Below are 18,865 nucleotides of genomic sequence, written 5' to 3' on the forward strand. Positions count from 1 at the left end.
CTTCCCTGTAGGCCAACCGGCCCCTGTCGTCGCCCCTGGCGCGAGGAGTTGCATCCATGTTCCGAACCATTGCCCTGGCCCTCTGCCTGTCGTTCACCGGGCTGGTGTCGGCCGACCCGGCGGCGGACGCCGAGAAGGCGCGCGCCTTGCTGGACCGCGCGGTCGACTACTACCAGATGCAGGGCGAAGCGGCGCTGGCGGCATTCAGCCGGCTGGGCGAGTTCATCGAGGACGATCGCTACGTGTTCGTGGTGGACACCCACGGCGTGATGCTGGCCAGCGGCGGCCCTTCGGCCGTGCTGATCGGCCGGGACGTGTCGCAGGTGCTGGAACCCGAGCTGCGCGAGGCCTTCCAGAAGGTGCTGGCCACCACCGAGCAGCAAGGCGTGCAGACCACCGAATATCGCTGGAAGAACTGGCGCGATGGCCGGGTGGAGCGCAAGGAGGTGTATTTCCGCCGGGTTGGCGAACGCATCATCGCCGTCGGCCATTACCTGCCCCGGGCCACGCCCGAGCAGGCCCATCAGTTCATGGCACGCGCGGTGAAGGCGATGCAGGCCGACGCGGCCGGCAGCATCAAGGCGATCAACGCGCTGTCGCCGGCATTCCGCGAGGACGACCTGTATCTCTTCGTCGTCGACCTGCAGGACCGCCGCTACGTCGCCCATGGCTACAACCTGCGCCTGGTGGGCGTGGACTTCGCCACCATCGACGACCCCGAAGGCAAGCCGGTCGGCGCGCCGATCCTCGAGTTGATGGCCAAGGCCGACCAGGGCGACTACGAGTACCGCTGGAAGAACCCGGTGACCGGCAAGGTGGAGTACAAGCACGCGCTGCTGCGCAAGGTCGGCCATTACCTGGTGGTCACCGGCTACTACAGCGACTGAGGCGTGCGGGGGCTGCCGCCGCGCAGCCCCCTGCGGGACTAGCGGGTGGGGGCCTCGCCGACCACGGTGGTGCGGTACATCTCGCGGCGCATGCCGTGGTAGTCGGAAATCGGCAGGTGCCAGGTGCTGCGGTTGTCCCAGATCGCCAGCGTGCCGGGGCTCCAGCGCATGCGGCAGGTGAAGGTCGGCTGGGCCGCGACGCCGAACAGGTGGGTCAGCAGCGCGGTCGCCTCCGTGGGGCGCAGCCCTTCGATGCCGCTGGTGTAGGCCGGGTTGACGAAGAGCACCTGCTGCCCGGTTTCCGGGTGGCGGGTGATCAGCGGGTGGCTACGCACCTCGTCGTCCGTGGCTTCGCCGAAGCGGATGTCCATGTTCTCCAGCATCCTGTTGTGCGCCGCACCGACGCCATAGGCGCGCTCGGGGCTGTGGATGGCGTCGAGCCCCTGGAGGAAGGCCTGCAAGGGCGGGGACAGCCAGTCGTGGGCCAGCGCCAGGTTGGCGAAGAAGGTGTCGCCGCCGAAGGGCGGGATGTCCTTGCCGTAGAGGAGGGTGAAGGCCGGCGGCCTGGCCTGGAAGGACCAGTCGGTGTGCCAGGCTCCGCCGAACACCACGGGGCTCTTCTCGTCGGCTTCCTTGACCACATGGACCACGTTCGGGTGGTCGGCCATGCACTTCACATAGGGCTCGCGGCCGAACTCGCCGAAAGCCAGGGTCACCCGTTCCAGGTCCTCGACCTCCAGTTGCTGGTCCCGGATGAACAGCACCTTGTGATGCAGCAACGCCTGGCGCAGTTCGGCGAAGCCCTCGCCGTCGAGTCGCTTCAGGTCGACACCGCTGACGTCCGCCCCCAGGGCGCCGGTGGCGGGCACGGCCTGGAAGTGACGGGTCTCCAGGGCGCGGTTGACGCTGGGATGGACATGGAAGAACTCGAACATCGGGGCCACCTCTTGTCGTTGTCATGGGCCTGCTCAGCATGGCCAACGCGGGCGTTCCTCGCCACGGCGACTCCGGCCAAAATCCGGTCGCCCTCGCACATCCACCGCCTGTATCGCCAACCGATTGATTACCTGGCGTATCAACTGAAGTGATCGCCAGCTGATTTTTCGGCCCTTCACTCACAAATACAGTGCGCTGCAACGGCAACGCGTCAGTGACCGCTGCCACGAAACGAGCCCTTTGTGAGGAACCGAACATGAGCAACAAGCAGACCGTCGTCATCACCGGCGCATCCAGCGGCATCGGCCTGGGCCTGGCCCGCGCCTTCATCGACCAGGGCTACAACGTGGTCGGCACCGCGCGTTCCGCCGAGCGCCTGCATGAAGCCGCCGCCAGCCTGGGCGACCCGGCAGGGTTCATCGGCGTGGCCGGAGACGTGGCCGACCCAGCCACAGCGCGCCGGGTATTCGCGGCGGCCCTGGAGGCGTTCGGCAGCGTCGAAGTGCTGGTCAACAACGCCGGCTTCTTCCTGCCCAGGCCCTTCATCGACTACAGCCCGGAAGACCTGGAAGGCCTGCTGGACACCAACCTCAAGGGCGTGGTCTACAGCAGCCAGGTGGCCGCCGCGCACATGGCCGCCCAGGGTGGCGGGCGCATCATCAACATCTCTGCCGCCGTGGCCCTGCAGCCCACCATCCGGGTGCCCGCCGCGCTGCCGGTGCTGATCAAGGGCGGCATCAACCAGATGACCCGTGCGCTGGCCCTGGAGCTGTCGCCGCACAACATCCAGGTCAACGCGGTGGCACCCGGCATCATCGAGACGCCGATGCACGACCCGGCCAACCGCGAGTTCCTCAACGGCCTGGCCCCGTCGGGGCGGATCGGCACGGTGGAGGAGATCGCCGCTGCGGTGCTCTACCTGGCCGGCGCCGGCTTCACCACGGGCGTGGTGCTGGCGGTGGACGGAGGCATGAGCAGCGGGACCTGGTGACCGGGACGTGACATGAGAAAGGGAGGCATCGCGCCTCCTTTTTTGTTTTTGCGTTCGTGCATGTCCCTGGCACGGGCGTAGCTTGGGTTGAGGTACGAAGCCCAATGCAGCAGAGCCGAGCAATGCTCCGTTGGGCCTCGCTGCGCTCGGCGCCAACCTCCGGCAGGTGCTACCCCCGGGAACCCAGGGTGTTTTCTTGGGAGCCAAGAAAGAGGGAGGCGCTGGGCCTCCCCCTGTTCAAGCGTCCCGGGCTGAAGCTCGGGCTAGGTCACGAAAGTTCGCGGGCGAGGGTGGCCACCAGTTCGGCGGCGGGCAATGCCCGGGCCAGCGGTGCACCCTGGCCGGCCCACTGCACGGCGTAGTCGTCGCAACCCTTGGCCGAGGCGGCTGCGTGCAGGGCCTTGGCGGCGTCGTAGGTGATGGGGTAGTCGGGCAGGGCGGGCGCCTGGGGGTGGCCGACATCGCTGAACAGCCGGTTCGGCAGCCCGCGTGCGGAGCGCCCGGAGATGGCGGCGGTGAGGGCGGTGCATTCGACCCGGGGGCTTTGCATGGCCGCGCGGTAGGCGGCGTTGGCGGCGGATTCCGGGCAGAGGATGAAGGCGGTGCCCAGCTGCGCGCCGCTCGCCCCCAGCTGCAGGGCCGCGCGGATGCCGGCGCCGTCCATGATGCCGCCGGCGGCGATGACCGGCAGGCGGGTCTGGCTGGCCAGGGTGCGGGTGAGGGCGAAGGTGCCGATCAGCGCATCCCGCTCGGGCTCGAACACGCCGCGATGGCCGCCGGCTTCCACGCCCTGGGCGACGATGGCGTCGATCCCGGACGTTTCGATCAGCCGTGCCTCCGTCAGGTTGGTAGCGGTGACGAGCAGGCGGATGCCCCGGCTGCGCAACGCGTCGATCCAGTCCTGCGGCGGCAGGCCGAAGTGGAAGCTGACCACGGCCGGAGCGTCGTCGAGCAGCACCTGGAGCATCTCCGGGTCGTCGAGGAAGCTGCGGTAGATCTCGCGCAGCGTGGCCGGCGGTTCGGCGTCGAATTCGGCGAACAGCGGGCGCAGGTGCTCGAGCCAGGCCCGTTCGCGCGCGGGGTCGGGCTGGGCGGGCGCATGGCAGAAGAGGTTGACGTTGAACGGCCTGGCGGTCAGCGCGCGGGTGTCGCGGATCATCGCCCGTGCCTGCTCGGGCGTGCTGGCGCCGATGCCGATGGAGCCCAGCGCACCGGCGTTGGACACGGCAGCGGCCAGTTTCGGCGTGGAGACACCCACCATGGGCGCCTGGATGAGGGGGATCTCGATCCCCAGCAGTTCGGTGATCAGCATGTTTCGGCAGGCCTCTGGGTCAAGGGTTGGCTTGACGTAAAATCTCATAATGAGAATATTCAGATCAACTTGTTCTCTGTAAGAGATTGAAAGTGGACCTGACCAGCCTCGAGATCTTTCGCGCCGTCGCCGACGAGCAGAGCGTGACCCGTGCGGCCCAGCACCTGCAGCGGGTGCAGTCGAACGTCACCACGCGCATCAAGCAACTGGAAGACGAACTGGGCGTGCACCTGTTCCTGCGCGACGGCAAGCGCATGACGCTCACCGACAAGGGCCGCGAGTTCCTCGCCTATGCCGAGCGGTTGCTGGCGCTGGCGGCGGAGGCGCGGCAGTCCATGCACCCCGGCGTGGCGGGCGGGACGCTGCGCCTGGGCAGCATGGAAAGCACGGCGGCCAGCAGGCTGCCGCCGGTCCTGGCGCGCTACCACCGTGCTTACCCCGGGGTCGCCCTGGAGGTTTCCACCGGCACCAGCCAGGCCCTGATCGAGGGGGTGCTGTCGAGCCGCATCGACTGTGCCCTGGTGGCGCACCCCGAGGCGCTGCGCCGCGAGGACCTGCAAGGCCAGGCGCTGGAGCGCGGCCTCTGCGCCATGCTGGCCTTCAATGAGGAGCTGGTGATGCTGTTGCCGCCCGATCACCCGCCGCTGGTATCGCCCGGGGACCTCCGTGTCGGCGCGCTGGCCTGCTTCGCACGGGGCTGCACCTACCGGATGCTCGCCGAACGCTGGCTGGGCGAGCACCGTGCCCAGGGAGGCGCGCCCGTGCAGGTGCGCGAGGTGGGCTCCTACCACGCCATCCTCGCGTGCGTCAGTGCGGGCGACAGCGCGGGCATCGTGCCGCGCTCGCTCCTCGCGCTGTACCGCGAAAGCCCGCCGGTGACCGCGCTGCCGGCGCTGTCGGTGGACACCTTGCTGATCTGGCGCGAGGGCTACGCGACCGCGGCCTTCGAGCGCCTGCGCGAGGCGCTCGCGGCGGAATAGGCCGTGAACGGGGCGGGTGGCGTGTATCGCTCTGTATCTCGCGGCCCGCGCGCCGGGCTGGCTTACAAATGCGCCCCCTCATGGATACGCCACGGATACAGGACCAGGGCGAAATAGCCCCACCCCCGAACGCATGCAGCCAGGCTGCGGGTTCCAGGGTTCCAACGCCACCAGTGGCACGCCCCGCGCGGCATCGCCCGCGCCCTGTATCCGGAGAAGCACCATGTCCCATACCCCGCTCGCGAACACATCCCGTATCGGCCTGCTCGCCGTGGCCCTGGCCGGTGGCCTCAACATCGCCTCGTCCGCCGCCTTCGCCGTCGAGGCATTGCCCCAGGGCTACCAGCTGGCCGCCGCCGACAAGGCCGCCGAAGGCAAGTGTGGCGAAGGCAAATGCGGCTCCAGCGGTGCCAGCGCCAAGGCGGCCCAGGGCGAAGGCAAGTGCGGGGAGGGCAAGTGCGGTGAAGGCAAGTGCGGCGACGCTTCGTTCGCCCGCACCGACACCGATCACGATGGCCGCGTCTCCCTCGCCGAACTGCTGGCGGTGGCGCCGAAGGGTGGCAAGGAGTTCAAGGCGATCGACGCCAATGGCGATGGCTACCTGTCCGAGGCAGAGGTGTACAGGTTCCGCAGCAACCAGTACCTCTCCAATGGCAAGAAGGTGCCCACGGAACTGTTCACCCACATGAGCCAGGCGAAGGACTGAGTCGCCGCCCACGCCCCCAAGGAACCCTCCTGCGCCACTGGCCGGGAGGGTTCGCGCTTTCTGGAGACCCCTCATGAACACAGCCTCCTTGCACGGCGCCGGCCTCGGCCTGCGCCGTGCCCTGATGCCCGAACTGCTGGCGATGGACGCCGGCGCCCTGGATTTCCTCGAGTGCGCGCCGGACAACTGGATCGGCGTCGGTGGCCGCTTCGGCGATGGCCTGGCGCAACTGGTCGAGCGCTTCCCGCTGAGCTGCCACGGCCTGTCGCTGTCCCTGGGCGGCCCGGCGCCACTGGACCTGGAGCTGCTGCGGCAGACCCGGCGCTTCCTCGATCGCCACCACGTGGCCTGCTTCAGCGAGCACCTGAGCTACTGCTCCGACCAGGCCCAGCTCTACGACCTGCTGCCGCTGCCGTTCACCGAGGAGGCGGTGCACCACGTCGCCGCGCGCATCCGCCAGGCGCAGGACGTGCTCGGCCGGCGCATCGCCGTGGAGAACATTTCCTACTACGCCGCGCCCTACCAGGCACTGAGCGAGATCGACTTCCTCCGCGCGGTGCTGGAGGAGGCCGACTGCGACCTGCTGCTGGACGTCAACAACCTCCATGTCAACGCCATCAACCATGGCTACGACGCAGCGGCCTACCTGGCGGCGATCCCGGCCGGGCGGGTGGCCAGCCTGCATGTGGCCGGCCACTACGACGAGGCGCCGGACCTGAAGATCGACACCCACGGCGCGACGGTGAAGGGCGATGTCTGGCACCTGCTGGAGCGGGCCTACCGGCGCTTCGGCCCGCTGCCGACCTTGCTGGAGCGCGACTTCAACTTCCCGCCCCTGGTGGAGTTGCTGGAGGAGGTGGAGCAGATCCGCGCGCGGCAGCACGCCGCCACCCGCTGGCCGGAGGTGCGCCATGGCTGACACGCTGCACGCCCAGTTACTGAGCCTGGCCCGCCATGTACGTGACCCGCAGCGCTACGCGCCGCCACCCGGCATCGAGGCACGGCGCCTGGCGGTCTACCGGCAGCTGTTCTTCGGCAATGTCGAGGGGCTGCTGGCGGGGGGCTTCCCGGTGCTCCGTGCCTGCCTGGGTGATGCGCGGTGGCAGGCGCTGGTGCGAGCCTTCTACGCCGAACATCACTGCCGTACGCCGCTGTTCACCGAGCTGGCCGGGGAGTTCGTGGCCTTTCTCGAAGGCGGCGGGGGCGATGGCCTGGCGTTGCCCTGGCTGGTGGAGCTGGCCCATTACGAGTGGGTGGAAAGCGCACTGCTGCTGAGCGACCGCCAGGAGAGCGCGCATGCCCCGGAAGGTGACCTGCTCGCCGGGGTTCCGTTGCTCTCGGCCCTGGCCTGGCCGCTGGCCTATGCCTGGCCGGTGAACGAGATCGCCCCGGGCTTCCTGCCGCAACAGGCACCGGAGCAGCCGACGCTGCTGCTGGCCCGGCGTGGTGCCGACCAGCAGGTGCGCTTCTCGCGCCTGGCGCCGCTGGCCCATGCGCTGCTGGTGTCGTTGCGGGAAAGCGAATGCAGCGGGTTGCAGCACCTGGCAGGCCTGGCCGAAGCCATCGGCGTGGAGGCCGTGGCCATCCTGCCGCAGGGGCTGGCGTTGCTGGAGGCTTTGCGGGAGCAGGGCGTGGTGATCGGTACACGCCAGTAAGGCCGTGCCATTCAGAAGCGGATATCGTTACGTAACGAATATGCGAGGCGTTACGTAACGCTAAAACGCGGGAGTCCCAGTGTCTCGGTCACGCTGCACCGCGTGGGTTTCGCTTCGCTCTACCCACCCTACGGGTGGGCCCAGGCCGATCACGGAGGTATCCGCGACCTAGGGTGGACCACGCTTTATCGGTCCACCAACCGTGGCCATGCCGGGCACCGCTGGTGGATGAAAAGAGCGTCATCGAACCTGTACAGGGCGGCTCCGTGGGGATGCACAGCAAGGATTTCGCCAGGCTTTACCCATCATTTTCAAGAAGAAGCCCGCGCATCGCTGGATGCGCGGGGCTTTTCATCGGGCGGAAGAATTCAGCCCCTGCGGTGCAGCAGGGCGTCGAGGCTGAGGCGGCCGGCGCCGTTGAGGAGCAGGGGGAGGGCGGCGACCAGGTAGATCAGCGGCAGCTTGTAGTTGCCGTAGCCCTTGTCGCTGATGGAGTAGCCCTGGGCGAGTTCGGCGAGGCTCGACCAGTGTGCCGGCCAGTGCACGGCGGCGATGGCGACGACGGTGAGGATCATCAGCACCAGGGTGGCGAAGCGGGTGCCGAGGCCGAGCAGCAGGAGCACCGGGGCGATCAGTTCGGCCCACATGGAGAGCTGCCAGTTGAGCCCGGCAGGGAGCAGGTCGAAGGGGAAGGGGAAGGCGGCGTTGATCGGCTCGAACCAGTTGTCGCCGTTCCATTTCTCCAGGCCCGACTCGAAGAACTCCCAGGCCAGGAACAGGCGCAGGGGGATGTCCGCGCCCCAGTCGCCCAGTTGGGCGAATCGGTTGCAAGCCTGCTCGAAGGGGGTGGGTGCCAGTGACGTCATGGGGAATGCCTCGGGATCGGGGCGCTGGGCGGGGTGCCCGCGCGGTGAGGCCATGCTCGCCGCCGGGTTTGTCCCGCGTGTGTCTGCCCGGTGGCGCTGTGTATCCCGGTGTATCCGTGGCTCAGCCTGCTACATCCAGTTCCAGTTGCGCGCAGAGGCCGCCGCCTTCGCGGTTGCGCAGGGTGAGGCGGGCGCCCAGGGCCTGGCTCAGTTGCTGGGCGATGGCCAGGCCCAGGCCGGTGCCGCCGGTGTCGCGGTTGCGCGAGCCCTCCACGCGGTAGAAGGGCTTGAAGACCTGCTCCAGCTCCGCCTCGTCGATCCCCGGGCCTTCGTCCAGCACTTGCAGGCGCACCTGGCCGGGCCCGTCCTCCAGCACCCGCAGCTCGGCGTGGCCACCGAACTTGAGGGCGTTGTCGATGAGGTTGCTCAGCACCCGTCGCAGCGCGTGCGGCCGCGTCTCCAGCAGCGCACCCGTGCGGCCTTCCAGGCTCACCGCCTGGCCGCTGTCCTGGTAGTCGAGCACCAGGCTGTCGAGGAAGGCGTCCAGCGCCACGCGGCAGACGGCTTCGCGGCCGCCGTCCATGCTGCGCGCATAGGCGACGCCCTCGCGCACCAGGTGCTGCATTTCGTCGAGGTCACTCCACAGGCGTTCGATTTCGGGGGTGCTGTCCATCTGCTCCACACGCAGCTTCATGCGCGTGATCGGGGTCTGCAGGTCATGGGAGATCGACGCCAGCAGCTGCATGCGCTCCTTGAGGTAGGCGGCGATGCGGCCTTGCAGGGCGTTGAAGGCGCGGGCGGCATGGGCGACCTCGCGCGGGCCGGTTTCCGCCAGCGGCGTGGCGGGCGTGTCCGGGTCGAGCTGGTCGACGGCGCTGGCCAGGCGGGTGAGGGGGCGGATGGCCATGCGCACGGCGAGCCAGGTGCACAGCAGCAGCACCACCAGTTGCAGGGTGAGCATCAACGGCAGCCACCTGGCCATGGGGATGGGGGCCGGGGTCACGTCCAGTGTCAGCGGGTGGCCGTCGCGCAGTTGCAGGTGCACCTGGAAGTGCGGCGCGGGCCCTTCGATGGTGGCGAAGCTCAGGGTGTAGTCCTTGCCGAGGGCGCGCTCGATGGAGGTGGCGGCCATGGGCGCCGCGCTCATGTCCATGGGTGTGCCCGGCAGGCCCGGGTCCAGGCGGTAGCGGTAGTTCGGCCGCTCCAGCAGCGGCAGCCAGGCCGCGCGCTCCTGGGCGGGGAGGCGGTCGATCAGGGCGACGACGGTGCTCACGTCCATTTCCAGGTTGTTGAGCATCATGCTGCGGCCGGTCTGGTAGCGCTCGTAGAACTGCGAGCTGAAGGACATGCCGTAGGCGAGCACCAGGCCGCTGAGGAAGATCAGCATCAGCCGCGCGGCCAGCGTCCGTGGCCAGTGGAGGAGGGTGCTCACGACAGGGGCTCGATCAGTTGCACGGGCAGGGAGAAGACGTAGCCCTCGCTGCGCACGGTCTTGATGCAGGCCGGCTCGCGGGCGTCGTCCAGCAGGCGTTGGCGCAGGCGGCTGACCAGCAGGTCGATGGAGCGGTCGAACACGTCGGCTTCGCGGCCCTGGGTCAGGTTCAGCAATTGCTCGCGGCTGAGCACGCGCTGCGGGTGGTCGAGGAAGACCCGCAGCAGGCGGTACTCGGCGCCGCTCAGGGCGACCATGGTGCCCTCGGCGTCGAGCAGGTGGCGCGCGCTGGTGTCCAGGCGCCACTGGCCGAAGCCGATCAGGCGGCTGCTTTCGCTGATCTGCAGGTTCGGCGGCAGCATGCGGGTGCGACGCAGCACGGAGTTGATCCGCGCCAGCAGCTCGCGGGCGGAGAAGGGCTTGGTCAGGTAGTCGTCGGCGCCCATTTCCAGGCCGATGATGCGGTCGGTCTCCTCGCTGCGGGCGGTGAGCATCAGCACCGGGGTGGACCTGTGCCTGCCCACGCGCAGCTCGCGGCAGAGCTTCAGGCCGTCTTCGCCGGGCATCATGATGTCGAGCACGATGAGGTCCACCGTGTTGCCGTCGAGAAAGCCGCGCATCTGCCGGCCATCGGCCGCCAGGCTCACGCGCAGGCCGTTCTTCTTCAGGTAGTTGCCGACCAGCTCGCGGATTTCCCGGTCGTCGTCGACGATCAGGATGTGGTCGATGTGGTCCATGAAGCGCTCCTCGGAGGGTGTCGGCGCTAGTGTATCGACGTCGCGGCCGCTTGCCCGCTGCCCTTTGTATTGCAGTGTATACAGGGCCCCTTTGTTACCTGGCGCGGCAAATCGGCGACGCTTTTGACACAGTGGCGACACCCCCTGGCCGTGCAATGAAGGCCCGGCAACCCGGCCGGCTTTCATCTCCAGGAGATCGACATGCAATCACTCGCCCGCACCGCCGCCTTCGCCCTGTCGCTGGTCCTGCCGCTGGCCAGCCTTGGCCTGCAGGCCGCGGAATCCATCCCCGTCGAGCAGTACCACTACGGCATGCAGCTGGATGTGCAGAAGGTCCTGGCGCTGCACGAGGCGCCGACCGTGCTCTGCCAGGTCGTCGAAGCCCGCATGGACTACCTGGATTCCCAGGGCCGCGAACACCGTCTCGCCTACCTGAAGCACGCCACGGCCTGCCAGGACAGCAACTGAGCCCATCGCCCCCGAAACCGCCTGCGCCGAGGTGCCCATGCTGCTCATCGCCTTCATCGGTGGGGTGCTGACCCTGTTCAGCCCCTGCATTCTTCCCGTCCTGCCGCTGCTGTTGTCCCGATCCGGCGGGTCGGCCGGCTCGACGCTGCTGACCCTGCTCGGCCTCGCCTCGGGTTTCGCTGCGCTGGCGAGCCTGGCGGCCGTTTCCGCCGACTGGGCCATCGAGGCCAGCACCTGGGGGCGCTGGATCGCCCTGGTGGTGCTGGGTTCCTCGGCGCTGGCGTTGCTTTCCAGCCGCGTCGCCAGTTGGCTTTCCCGGCCCTGGCTGTGGCTGGCCGAGCGCCTGCATGGCCAGGCGCAGCGGCTGCCGTCGGCGCTTGCACCCTGGCTGCTGGGCTGCGCCACGGGCCTGCTGTGGGCGCCCTGCGCGGGGCCGATCCTCGGGCTGATCCTCTCCGGGGCGATGCTCGATGGCCCCAATGCCTCCACCAGCCTGCTCCTGTTCAGCTTCGGCCTGGGCAGCGCGACCGGGCTGGCGCTGGCGATCTTCCTCGGGCGCGGCGTGCTGCAGCGCCTGCGGCCGTCATTGCGCCTGGTCGGCTGGCTGCGCCGCGGCACGGGCGTGGTGGCGCTGCTGGCGGTGGTCGGCATCGCCAGCGGGCTCGGCCCGCAACTGGCCGGCGTCGGCTCATCGGCCCTGGCTTCCGGTCTCGAAGCCCGGGTGCTCGATGACCTGCCGCAGCTGCTGGAGCATCTGGTCGGCGATGCCCGCGCGGATGAGCGGCTGCCCGACCTGGGCCCCGCACCGTCGCTGAGGGGCGCCAGCCAGTGGCTGAACAGCCCGCCGCTGGACATGCAGGCGCTGCGCGGCAAGGTGGTGCTGGTGGACTTCTGGACCTATGACTGCATCAACTGCCGCAACAGCCTGCCCCATGTGAACGAATGGGCACGCCGCTATGCCGACCAGGGACTGGTGGTGATCGGGGTGCACACGCCGGAATACCCCTTCGAGCGGGTCGAGGCGAATGTGCGAAAGGCCGTCACGCGCCTGGGCATCCAGCATCCCGTGGCCACCGACAACCAGTACCGGGTGTGGCGCGCCTTCGACAACCAGTACTGGCCGGCGCACTACTTCATCGATGCCCGGGGGCGCATCCGCCACATGCATGCGGGGGAGGGGCGTTATGCGGAGCAGGAGGCGGTGATCCAGGCGCTGCTGAAGGAGCGTGACCAGGCGGCGCAACGCTGAGCAGGAGGCTCAGGGTAAAAGGGAGGCACCGGCCTCCCTTTTGCGTAGGACGCTGGCGGGCCTCAGCCGGGTTGGTTCCTGCGGTACTCGGTGGTGGTGACGCCGGCGTAGCCCCAGTTATCGGTGTCGACTTCCTCGATGACGACATGGGTGAGGTGGGGGTCCTTGCCCAGGACCCGTTGCAGGGTCTCGGTGATCTCGGCGATGACCTGGGCCTTCTGTTCGCGGGTGACGCCGTCGCGGGTGATGCGGACGTTGACGAATGGCATCTGGAGTTCATCTTGGTGGAGCGGATGGGGGCCTTGGCCAAGGGCTATCGGCCTGCGGACTGTAACTGTATTTGTTCCGCTTCCCCGGATTTATGTAGGATCGGAAACTTCAGTTATTACCCGGTGTAACCAATCGTGAAGCGCCATTTCGAAGACATCCAGCTGGGCAGCATCGAGCTGTTCTGCCTGGCCGCAGAGGAAGGCAGCTTCACGGCGGCCGCGCTGGTGGCCGGGGTCACGCCGGCGGCGGTCAGCCGCTCCATTTCGCGCCTGGAGGAGCGCCTGGGCACGCGGTTGTTCCAGCGCACGACGCGCAGCATCCGTCTCACGGAAAGCGGGCGTGGCTACTTCGAGCAATGCCGCCAGGCGCTGACCCAGCTGATCGAGGCCGAGCGCGACATGATGGGCCGCCAGCAGGAGCCGACGGGCCAGTTGCGCATCAGCATCCCCACCACCTACGGTCACCACCGCATCCTGCCGGTGCTGGCGCGCTTTCGCGAGCGCTGCCCGGGGGTGAAGGTCGACATCCACCTGAGCAACCGCAACATCGACTTCGTCGGCGAGGGCTACGACCTGGCGATCCGCGTGCGCGCGCTGCCCGATTCGACGCTGATCGCCCGGCACCTGGAAGACGCCGCCCTGGTGGTGGTGGCGAGCCCGGATTACCTGGCCCGGGCTCCGGCGCCGCAGTCCCTGGAGGCGCTGGACGAGCACGACTGCATCCAGTTCGAGCTGCCCAGCAATGGCCGCCGCATTCCCTGGCTGTTCAACGACAACGGCCAGGAGCGGGAGCTGCTGCTGAAGGGCAACTACTGCTGCTCGGACGATGTGCTCGGCGGCGTGACCCTGGCCAAGCACGGTGCGGGGCTGTTCCAGACCTACCGCTTCATCGTCGAGCGGGAGCTGGCGGAGGGTTCGCTGGTGGAGGTGCTGCCGGCGTTCGGCGGGCGCTCGCGGCCCTTCACCCTGTTGTATCCGCAGGGCCGGCACATGCCGTTGCGCCTGCGCGCCTTCATCGAGTTCCTGATGGCTTGCAAGCGCGAGTGGAATGTCTGAAACCGGGCCCATGAGCTGGGCCCGGAGCTGCGTTTCTAGGCGGCCTGGCCCTTGCCGGCGCGGATGTCGAAGGCGCCGCCGGTGAAGGTGCCCGCCGTTGTGACCTGGCCCTTGCCGGGCAGCAGCGGGAACACCAGTTCGGCGAAGCGGTAGGCCTCTTCCAGGTGCGGGTAGCCGGAGAGCACGAAGCTTTCGATGCCCAGTTCGGCGTATTCCTGCAGGCGCGCGGCGACGGTCTGCGGGTCCCCCACAAGGGCGGTGCCCGCGCCGCCACGAACCAGGCCCACGCCGGCCCAGAGGTTGGGCGCCACTTCCAGGTTGTCACGCCGGCCCTGGTGCAGGGCGGCCATGCGCCGCTGGCCTTCGGAGTCCATGCGCGCGTAGTTGGCCTGGGCGGCGGCGATGGTGGCGTCGTCCAGGTGGCTGATCAGCTCGTCGGCCGCGGCCCAGGCCGCCTCGTTGGTTTCCCGCACGATCACGTGCAGGCGTACGCCGAAGCGTACCGTGCGCCCATGTTTCGCCGCGCGGGCACGCACGTCGGCGATCTTCTCGGCCACCGCCGCCGGTGGCTCGCCCCAGCTCAGGTAGGCGTCCACATGCTTGGCGGCGAGCTCGTGGGCCGCCACCGAGGAGCCACCGAAGTAGAGAGGCGGGTAGGGCTTCTGCAACGGCGGGAAGAAGTTCTGCGCGCCACGGACCTTGTGGTGCTCGCCGTCGAAGTCGACGGTCTCGCCTTGCAGCAGGCGGCGCCAGATGGTGAGGAATTCGTCCGAGGCGGCATAGCGCGCGTCATGGTCGAGGAACACGCCATCGGCGGCGAGCTCCGTGGCATCGCCGCCCGGCACCACGTTGAGCAGCAGGCGCCCGCCGCTGGCCTGGTCGAGGCTCACGGCCTGGCGGGCCGTGGCGGTGGGGTTGCCGAGAGTGGTGCGCAGGGCCACCAGCAGCTTGATGCGCTGGGTGACGGGCACCAGGCTGGCGGCGGTCACCCAGGGGTCGAGGCAACTGGCGCCGGTGGGGATCAGCACGCCGTCGTAGCCGAGCTGGTCCGCCGCCACGGCGATCTGCCGCATGTAGGCGTTGGTGGCCGGGCGGCCACTCTCGGAACGGCCAAGGAAACGGGTATCGCCGGAAGTCGGCAGGAACCAGAAAACGTCGAAGCTCATGGATCAATCCTCGTTGCAGGCCAGCGTCCCGCAAGGGCAGGGCGCATGAATGGGTGTGCAACGCAGGGCGGGGGGGCGCTTGCTTGGGCAAGTCTCTGTCGCGGGCTGGGCCCGTTGGATCGGCATATATCCTAAAAGCGAAGAACTACCCTGGATAAATAATTTCAGGGAATAAGCATGTGCCAAAACACGCGACGACCGCGGCGACCGAGGAGGAGGGAGGCGGCAGGCCCGCGCCGGGCGGGCCTGCCGGCCATCAGGGAAGCTGACGGCGCTCAGGGCAGGGGCGTTCTACTGGCGCCATGGGGGATGCGAGGAGGACGGGACATTGCCTGGCGAGCGGGGCTCACTGCGAGTTCATGCAGTTGATCACGCTGGCGTTGGTGATGATGTCCTTGCCATCCGTGTAGAGCGTGATGCTGCAGAAGTAGTCGAGCACGGTGCGGTTTTCGTAGTAGCCGGTCTCGCGGTACACCGCCTCGTTGCCGACCTGCGCCATGCCAGCGACGCCACCGCCGCCGACGCCCACCCAGGTTTCCTTCTGGCCGACATATTCCTTGCCGGTGCTGACGAATACCTGCTCCGGCGTCATGTGGGTCTGTACGCGGTTCCAGGCATAGAAACCACCGCTGCCGTACGAAGACGGCCCCATGCCCTGGTCGGGCTGGCCGAACAGCTCGAAGGCCTTGCTGGCCGGTTGGCCAATGAGCTTCTGCGCGGCTGCACGGACGCCGTTGTCATTGGTATGGGTCGGCGTCGGGCCTGCGCATGCGCCAACGGACAGAGCCGCCAGGGCGATGAGGGCGAGCTTCAGTGAGGGCACGGTTTCACTCCTTGTGATGGCAAGAATCCTTCAGCGGGCCTGGACTCTATTACCCGCGCCGACTGCGGTCGATTAGGTCGAGTGTGCTAGTGGCAAACGGCTGTGCCTTGGGGTGATTGGGCGTGAGCCCGCCGCTGCCGCGTCTACCTGTCGGGAAGCGCTTAATCTCGGAGCAACGGTGCGCAGGTTGTTCGGCATTCCCGCGTTATGGCTTAAAGTTGCCGGTCGCCGAAAGAACCGTCATGGCCATGGCCATGAAGGGCTTTCATCCTCTACGAACGAATGGGGTGAAGATGAACAGGCCTTTCATTTCCCTGTGCCCGGAAATTACCCGGGCAGACGCGCTGAAGCTGATGGATTGGTTGGAGGATGAGCGCGTCACCTGCTACCTGAGCGATTCGCGGGATGTCTCCCGTACCATCGAGCAAGCCATGGACCGGACCCAGATGCCGATCCTGACGCACCTGTTCAACAGCGGCGGACGATTCTTCATGGCCTATGACCGGCAGGACGCACCGGTAGGCTTCGTCCGTCTCATCAAGACCGGGTCGTGTTGCGAGATCGTCCTGGTGATCGGAGACAGCGGCAAGTGGGGCCGGAACCTCGGCGCCCGCACCATCCGCGAAGGCATGAAGCTGGCCTTCCTCGACATGCGGGCCAAGACGCTCATCGCCAGGATCCACCCGGACAACGCCCGTTCGCTGAAGGCCTTTCTGCGCAGCGGCTTTCTGCTCGAGAGCGAAACGCCGACATTGAAATCCTTCGCCATGACGGCGGGGCGCTATCTCCAGCTCTTGCGCGAAGGTGCCGTGAGCGACGCCACCGGCATCTGCATCACCGAGATCGACAAGGCCCGGCTCGAAAGCCTGCTCGTGCTCGAGGAAGGCCCGGCCGTCGTCGAGCTCGAACACGAGCTGGAGCGAGCCATCGTCGTCAAGCCGCAAGAGGTGGCGCGCAATGTCGTGACGATGAACTCCAGGGCCTTGCTGCAACTGGACGACGAAGAGATCGAAGTGGCCTTGGTCTATCCCGAGGAGGCGGACAGCCGCGCCGGGAAGCATTCGGTGTGCTCCGACATCGGCGCTGCCATCCTGGGTTATCAGGAGGGTGACGCCATCGACTGGCGGATCGCCGACCGGACACGAAGGATCGAGATCAGGAAAGTGCTGTACCAACCGGAAGCAGCGGGCGACTTTCATCTCTAGCGTCGTCGGGTTTGCGCGAAAATCCCAGGGACGGGAAATCATGCATTTGACGAAACCGGGAGGGCTGACGAGTTCATGGGCATGATTCATCCCTACGCGATTTAACATAATCTACATTATAGGTAATTTCGTATTTTCCCAGCAGGCGCCCAGGGCACAGATTGTGGGTGACTTTAAAAGACTGGAAGTCTGTCTTTTAAAGTGGAGACTCTTGAAAATCAATGCCATAGGGATCGGGTAGCTTGTAGCTTGCGCTGAAACGACGCAGATTGATTTTCAAAATTGGGAACGGGCTGACGCCTCTTTCCGAGGTCCAAAGTTCCGCACCGCGCCAGTAAAGCATGCATGCTCTGCAGCTACTGGAGCTAAGTAAATGGGTGGCGCCACCGGCGGCATCCCGATAAAAACGATAGCTGATTCCGCTTGCTGATGGTTGAGGTACGTCAAACTGCGGGCTACTGGCGGCCTGCCCCTGATGGAAACCGCTTCACGCCTAGGCAGTGGCGAAGTCTCCAACTTCCTCCACGCCTTCAAACGCTGGAATGGCGGCACGGCCTTAACTCTAGTCGACGCATGCACGCGTTCTGGCATCGGCAGCGCCCATAGTGTTATGCAGTTCGTCGAGGTGCTACAGCCGCGACTACGCCCCATGGCCATTGCCACTCTCAGAGCTCTGCGGGCTACATCTCTATGTGCAATCCGCCCCCGGCCGCCCATGAGCAACTGCGGGGCGCTTCCGGCATCAATCGGGCACCTTTCATTTCTCCGATTTTAAAGATCGAGCATCAATACTAACTGGCTGTTTTGACTAATATTTTTAGTTAGCATCATGGGGTTTACAGGTTTTAAGAGACAAGGTCCGCGATAGAGCTGAGCGTTGCAATATCCGATACAATGGCGAGCTTCCGGTGGTCCGGGATTTCCTTCTCGACTTCGATGATGGAATCCTTGTATGTAAGCGCCCGGTGAACACACCTTCTGAACTCCAGCATTAAGGGTGATGGTGGCCACCCATCTTTTACCGGACGCGATCACCCTTATCGCCAGGATTCCCATGCGCCAACGAAGCTCCTATCCAAAAACCTTCAAGGCCCAGGTCGCGCAGGAATGCCGGCAACCGGTGGGCCACAGTTTCCGGCGTCGCCATCAGCCACGGCATCAACGCCAACGTGATCCGCAAGTGGCTGCCGATTTACCTCGACCGCCCCCCGGCCTGCCGGCATTCGTGCCGGTACAAGCGACTGCCGGGCGGCCGGCTGAAGAAGCGGCGGTGATCACATTGCCGCTGGGTGACACATCATAACGGTCAAGCGATCATGAGCCTGATCCAGTCGGCACGCATGAGCGAGCATGATCCGTACGCGTACCTCAACGATGTACTGACGCGGTTGCCGACGTAGAAGGCCAGTGAGATTGAGCACCTGTTGCCGCATCAATGGATGCCGGGCTGACCTGCGCAAGACGTATTCCCCGTACGCTTACTGGTCACCTACTCAAATGACCTTCAGCGAGGCACCGGCAGCGGTGTATTGCTGCTAAGGCTGTCGGCCCAGGCCTGAACTGCTTGGTGATCGATCACGCGGCCTGCGTCCACATCGGCCAGGGCCGCTCGGGTCAGGCGGCCGCGCTCTTCTTCCTGATCAATCCATGTGGCCAAGGCTTGCTTGAGAATCCAGTCCGTGGAGCGGCCCAGATGTGCGGCCATCTGATCGACTCTCTCAGCTAGCTGTACTGGGACGTGAGCCGTGATAACCCGGGTTTCGATTGGGCAGATCATGATGGGCTACTCCTACGCAACGAAGGGCTGCGGACTGTCGTCCATTATGACTGGCCATTTCGTTACTGCCGAGCCGAAAGCAGTCTCGCCAACCAGATGTCTTTGCCGGATGGTTACCCCTGTATGCAGTATCTAAGTGACACATGCATACAGCAACTGATCGGTTTCTTAGGCAGCGCCGAGCGCTCTAGAACCGGGTTTATAGTCGATTATAGAGTGATTATAGAACAATTATAGAATTCGCTTTTGGTGCCTGATTGGGTATGCCCGAAGCAGGCAGCTCCTGCACCTCGGCTAACCACAGATGTTTGACTAGGACCCAAGCACCTAGGGGCTCGACTTAACGGCTA

Annotated in this window: 19 protein-coding genes and 1 pseudogene; 11 read left to right on the forward strand and 9 right to left on the reverse strand. The window is 66.6% G+C overall.

The features are described from left to right. Positions 1–56 precede the first annotated feature (56 nt). On the forward strand, positions 57–887 hold the full coding sequence (locus ACYJSS_RS17760) for a cache domain-containing protein (protein WP_236204907.1): 831 nt from the start codon (positions 57–59) through the stop codon (positions 885–887). Between the two features lie 38 nt (positions 888–925). Here the strand turns inward: ACYJSS_RS17760 and ACYJSS_RS17765 are convergent, their stop codons facing one another. Beyond that, a complete protein-coding gene (locus ACYJSS_RS17765) occupies positions 926–1,822 on the reverse strand; it encodes a TauD/TfdA dioxygenase family protein (RefSeq protein WP_111264752.1) in 897 nt (298 codons plus the stop codon). Between the two features lie 257 nt (positions 1,823–2,079). Between ACYJSS_RS17765 and ACYJSS_RS17770 the strand changes: the two genes are divergently transcribed. Then, the gene (locus ACYJSS_RS17770; protein ID WP_111264753.1) at positions 2,080–2,814 is read left to right on the forward strand and encodes an SDR family NAD(P)-dependent oxidoreductase; all 735 of its coding nucleotides are present in this window, start codon (positions 2,080–2,082) and stop codon (positions 2,812–2,814) included. A 268-nt stretch (positions 2,815–3,082) separates the two neighbouring features. On the opposite strand, the gene ACYJSS_RS17775 is transcribed toward ACYJSS_RS17770, so the two are convergent. Continuing rightward, positions 3,083–4,126: an NAD(P)H-dependent flavin oxidoreductase gene (locus tag ACYJSS_RS17775; RefSeq protein ID WP_236204906.1), complete on the reverse strand. Its 1,044-nt coding sequence runs from the start codon at positions 4,124–4,126 to the stop codon at positions 3,083–3,085. Between the two features lie 92 nt (positions 4,127–4,218). Here ACYJSS_RS17775 and ACYJSS_RS17780 point away from each other — a divergent pair, with 92 nt between their 5' ends. The 4 genes from ACYJSS_RS17780 to ACYJSS_RS17795 all read left to right on the forward strand — a co-directional run bounded on the left by ACYJSS_RS17780 (position 4,219) and on the right by ACYJSS_RS17795 (position 7,467). Further along, entirely contained in the window at positions 4,219–5,106 is an 888-nt protein-coding gene (locus ACYJSS_RS17780; RefSeq protein WP_236204905.1) for a LysR substrate-binding domain-containing protein, read from the forward strand. Positions 5,107–5,329: 223 nt separating this feature from the next. After that, the gene (locus ACYJSS_RS17785) at positions 5,330–5,812 is read left to right on the forward strand and encodes an HvfA family oxazolone/thioamide-modified RiPP metallophore (protein WP_111264455.1); all 483 of its coding nucleotides are present in this window, start codon (positions 5,330–5,332) and stop codon (positions 5,810–5,812) included. Between the two features lie 73 nt (positions 5,813–5,885). Then, entirely contained in the window at positions 5,886–6,731 is an 846-nt protein-coding gene (locus ACYJSS_RS17790; RefSeq protein WP_111264456.1) for an HvfB family MNIO-type RiPP peptide maturase, read from the forward strand. Beyond that, a complete protein-coding gene (locus tag ACYJSS_RS17795; RefSeq protein ID WP_111264457.1) occupies positions 6,724–7,467 on the forward strand; it encodes an HvfC family RiPP maturation protein in 744 nt (247 codons plus the stop codon). The genes ACYJSS_RS17790 and ACYJSS_RS17795 overlap by 8 nt, the downstream gene beginning before the upstream one ends. 368 nt (positions 7,468–7,835) lie before the next feature. Here the strand turns inward: ACYJSS_RS17795 and ACYJSS_RS17800 are convergent, their stop codons facing one another. From ACYJSS_RS17800 to ACYJSS_RS17810, 3 genes are all read right to left on the reverse strand, one after another. Further along, positions 7,836–8,333: an HvfX family Cu-binding RiPP maturation protein gene (locus tag ACYJSS_RS17800; protein WP_111264458.1), complete on the reverse strand. Its 498-nt coding sequence runs from the start codon at positions 8,331–8,333 to the stop codon at positions 7,836–7,838. A gap of 121 nt (positions 8,334–8,454) precedes the next feature. Further along, positions 8,455–9,720 (reverse strand): sensor histidine kinase, encoded by a 1,266-nt coding sequence (locus ACYJSS_RS17805; protein ID WP_236204954.1) that lies wholly within the window; start codon positions 9,718–9,720, stop codon positions 8,455–8,457. A 41-nt stretch (positions 9,721–9,761) separates the two neighbouring features. Then, positions 9,762–10,502: a response regulator gene (locus ACYJSS_RS17810; protein WP_111264459.1), complete on the reverse strand. Its 741-nt coding sequence runs from the start codon at positions 10,500–10,502 to the stop codon at positions 9,762–9,764. Between the two features lie 201 nt (positions 10,503–10,703). On the opposite strand from ACYJSS_RS17810, the gene ACYJSS_RS17815 reads away from it, so the two are divergent. Beyond that, on the forward strand, positions 10,704–10,970 hold the full coding sequence (locus tag ACYJSS_RS17815; protein ID WP_111264460.1) for a DUF2790 domain-containing protein: 267 nt from the start codon (positions 10,704–10,706) through the stop codon (positions 10,968–10,970). A 37-nt stretch (positions 10,971–11,007) separates the two neighbouring features. Then, a complete protein-coding gene (locus tag ACYJSS_RS17820; protein WP_111264461.1) occupies positions 11,008–12,219 on the forward strand; it encodes a cytochrome c biogenesis protein DipZ in 1,212 nt (403 codons plus the stop codon). A 62-nt stretch (positions 12,220–12,281) separates the two neighbouring features. Here ACYJSS_RS17820 and ACYJSS_RS17825 read toward each other — a convergent pair whose 3' ends face one another. Further along, on the reverse strand, positions 12,282–12,488 hold the full coding sequence (locus ACYJSS_RS17825; RefSeq protein WP_111264462.1) for a tautomerase family protein: 207 nt from the start codon (positions 12,486–12,488) through the stop codon (positions 12,282–12,284). Positions 12,489–12,623: 135 nt separating this feature from the next. Between ACYJSS_RS17825 and ACYJSS_RS17830 the strand changes: the two genes are divergently transcribed. Further along, positions 12,624–13,544 carry a LysR family transcriptional regulator gene (locus ACYJSS_RS17830; RefSeq protein WP_111264463.1) on the forward strand — a complete coding sequence of 307 codons (921 nt, stop codon included), beginning with the start codon at positions 12,624–12,626 and terminating at the stop codon, positions 13,542–13,544. Between the two features lie 35 nt (positions 13,545–13,579). Here the strand turns inward: ACYJSS_RS17830 and ssuD are convergent, their stop codons facing one another. Further along, the gene (gene ssuD, locus ACYJSS_RS17835) at positions 13,580–14,710 is read right to left on the reverse strand and encodes an FMNH2-dependent alkanesulfonate monooxygenase (protein ID WP_111264464.1); all 1,131 of its coding nucleotides are present in this window, start codon (positions 14,708–14,710) and stop codon (positions 13,580–13,582) included. A gap of 346 nt (positions 14,711–15,056) precedes the next feature. Next, on the reverse strand, positions 15,057–15,533 hold the full coding sequence (locus tag ACYJSS_RS17840) for a hypothetical protein (protein ID WP_111264465.1): 477 nt from the start codon (positions 15,531–15,533) through the stop codon (positions 15,057–15,059). Positions 15,534–15,775: 242 nt separating this feature from the next. On the opposite strand from ACYJSS_RS17840, the gene ACYJSS_RS17845 reads away from it, so the two are divergent. Beyond that, positions 15,776–16,738, forward strand: a complete 963-nt coding sequence (locus ACYJSS_RS17845; protein WP_111264466.1) for a bifunctional GNAT family N-acetyltransferase/nucleoside diphosphate kinase regulator — start codon at positions 15,776–15,778, stop codon at positions 16,736–16,738. A 1,310-nt stretch (positions 16,739–18,048) separates the two neighbouring features. Next, positions 18,049–18,138, forward strand: a pseudogene (locus ACYJSS_RS17850) (transposase domain-containing protein); the annotation flags it as partial. 104 nt (positions 18,139–18,242) lie between these two features. Here the strand turns inward: ACYJSS_RS17850 and ACYJSS_RS17855 are convergent. Continuing rightward, on the reverse strand, positions 18,243–18,515 hold the full coding sequence (locus ACYJSS_RS17855) for a CopG family ribbon-helix-helix protein (RefSeq protein WP_012018603.1): 273 nt from the start codon (positions 18,513–18,515) through the stop codon (positions 18,243–18,245). Positions 18,516–18,865: the final 350 nt, after the last annotated feature.

It is taken from the genome of Pseudomonas sp. No.21 (genome assembly GCF_054558415.1).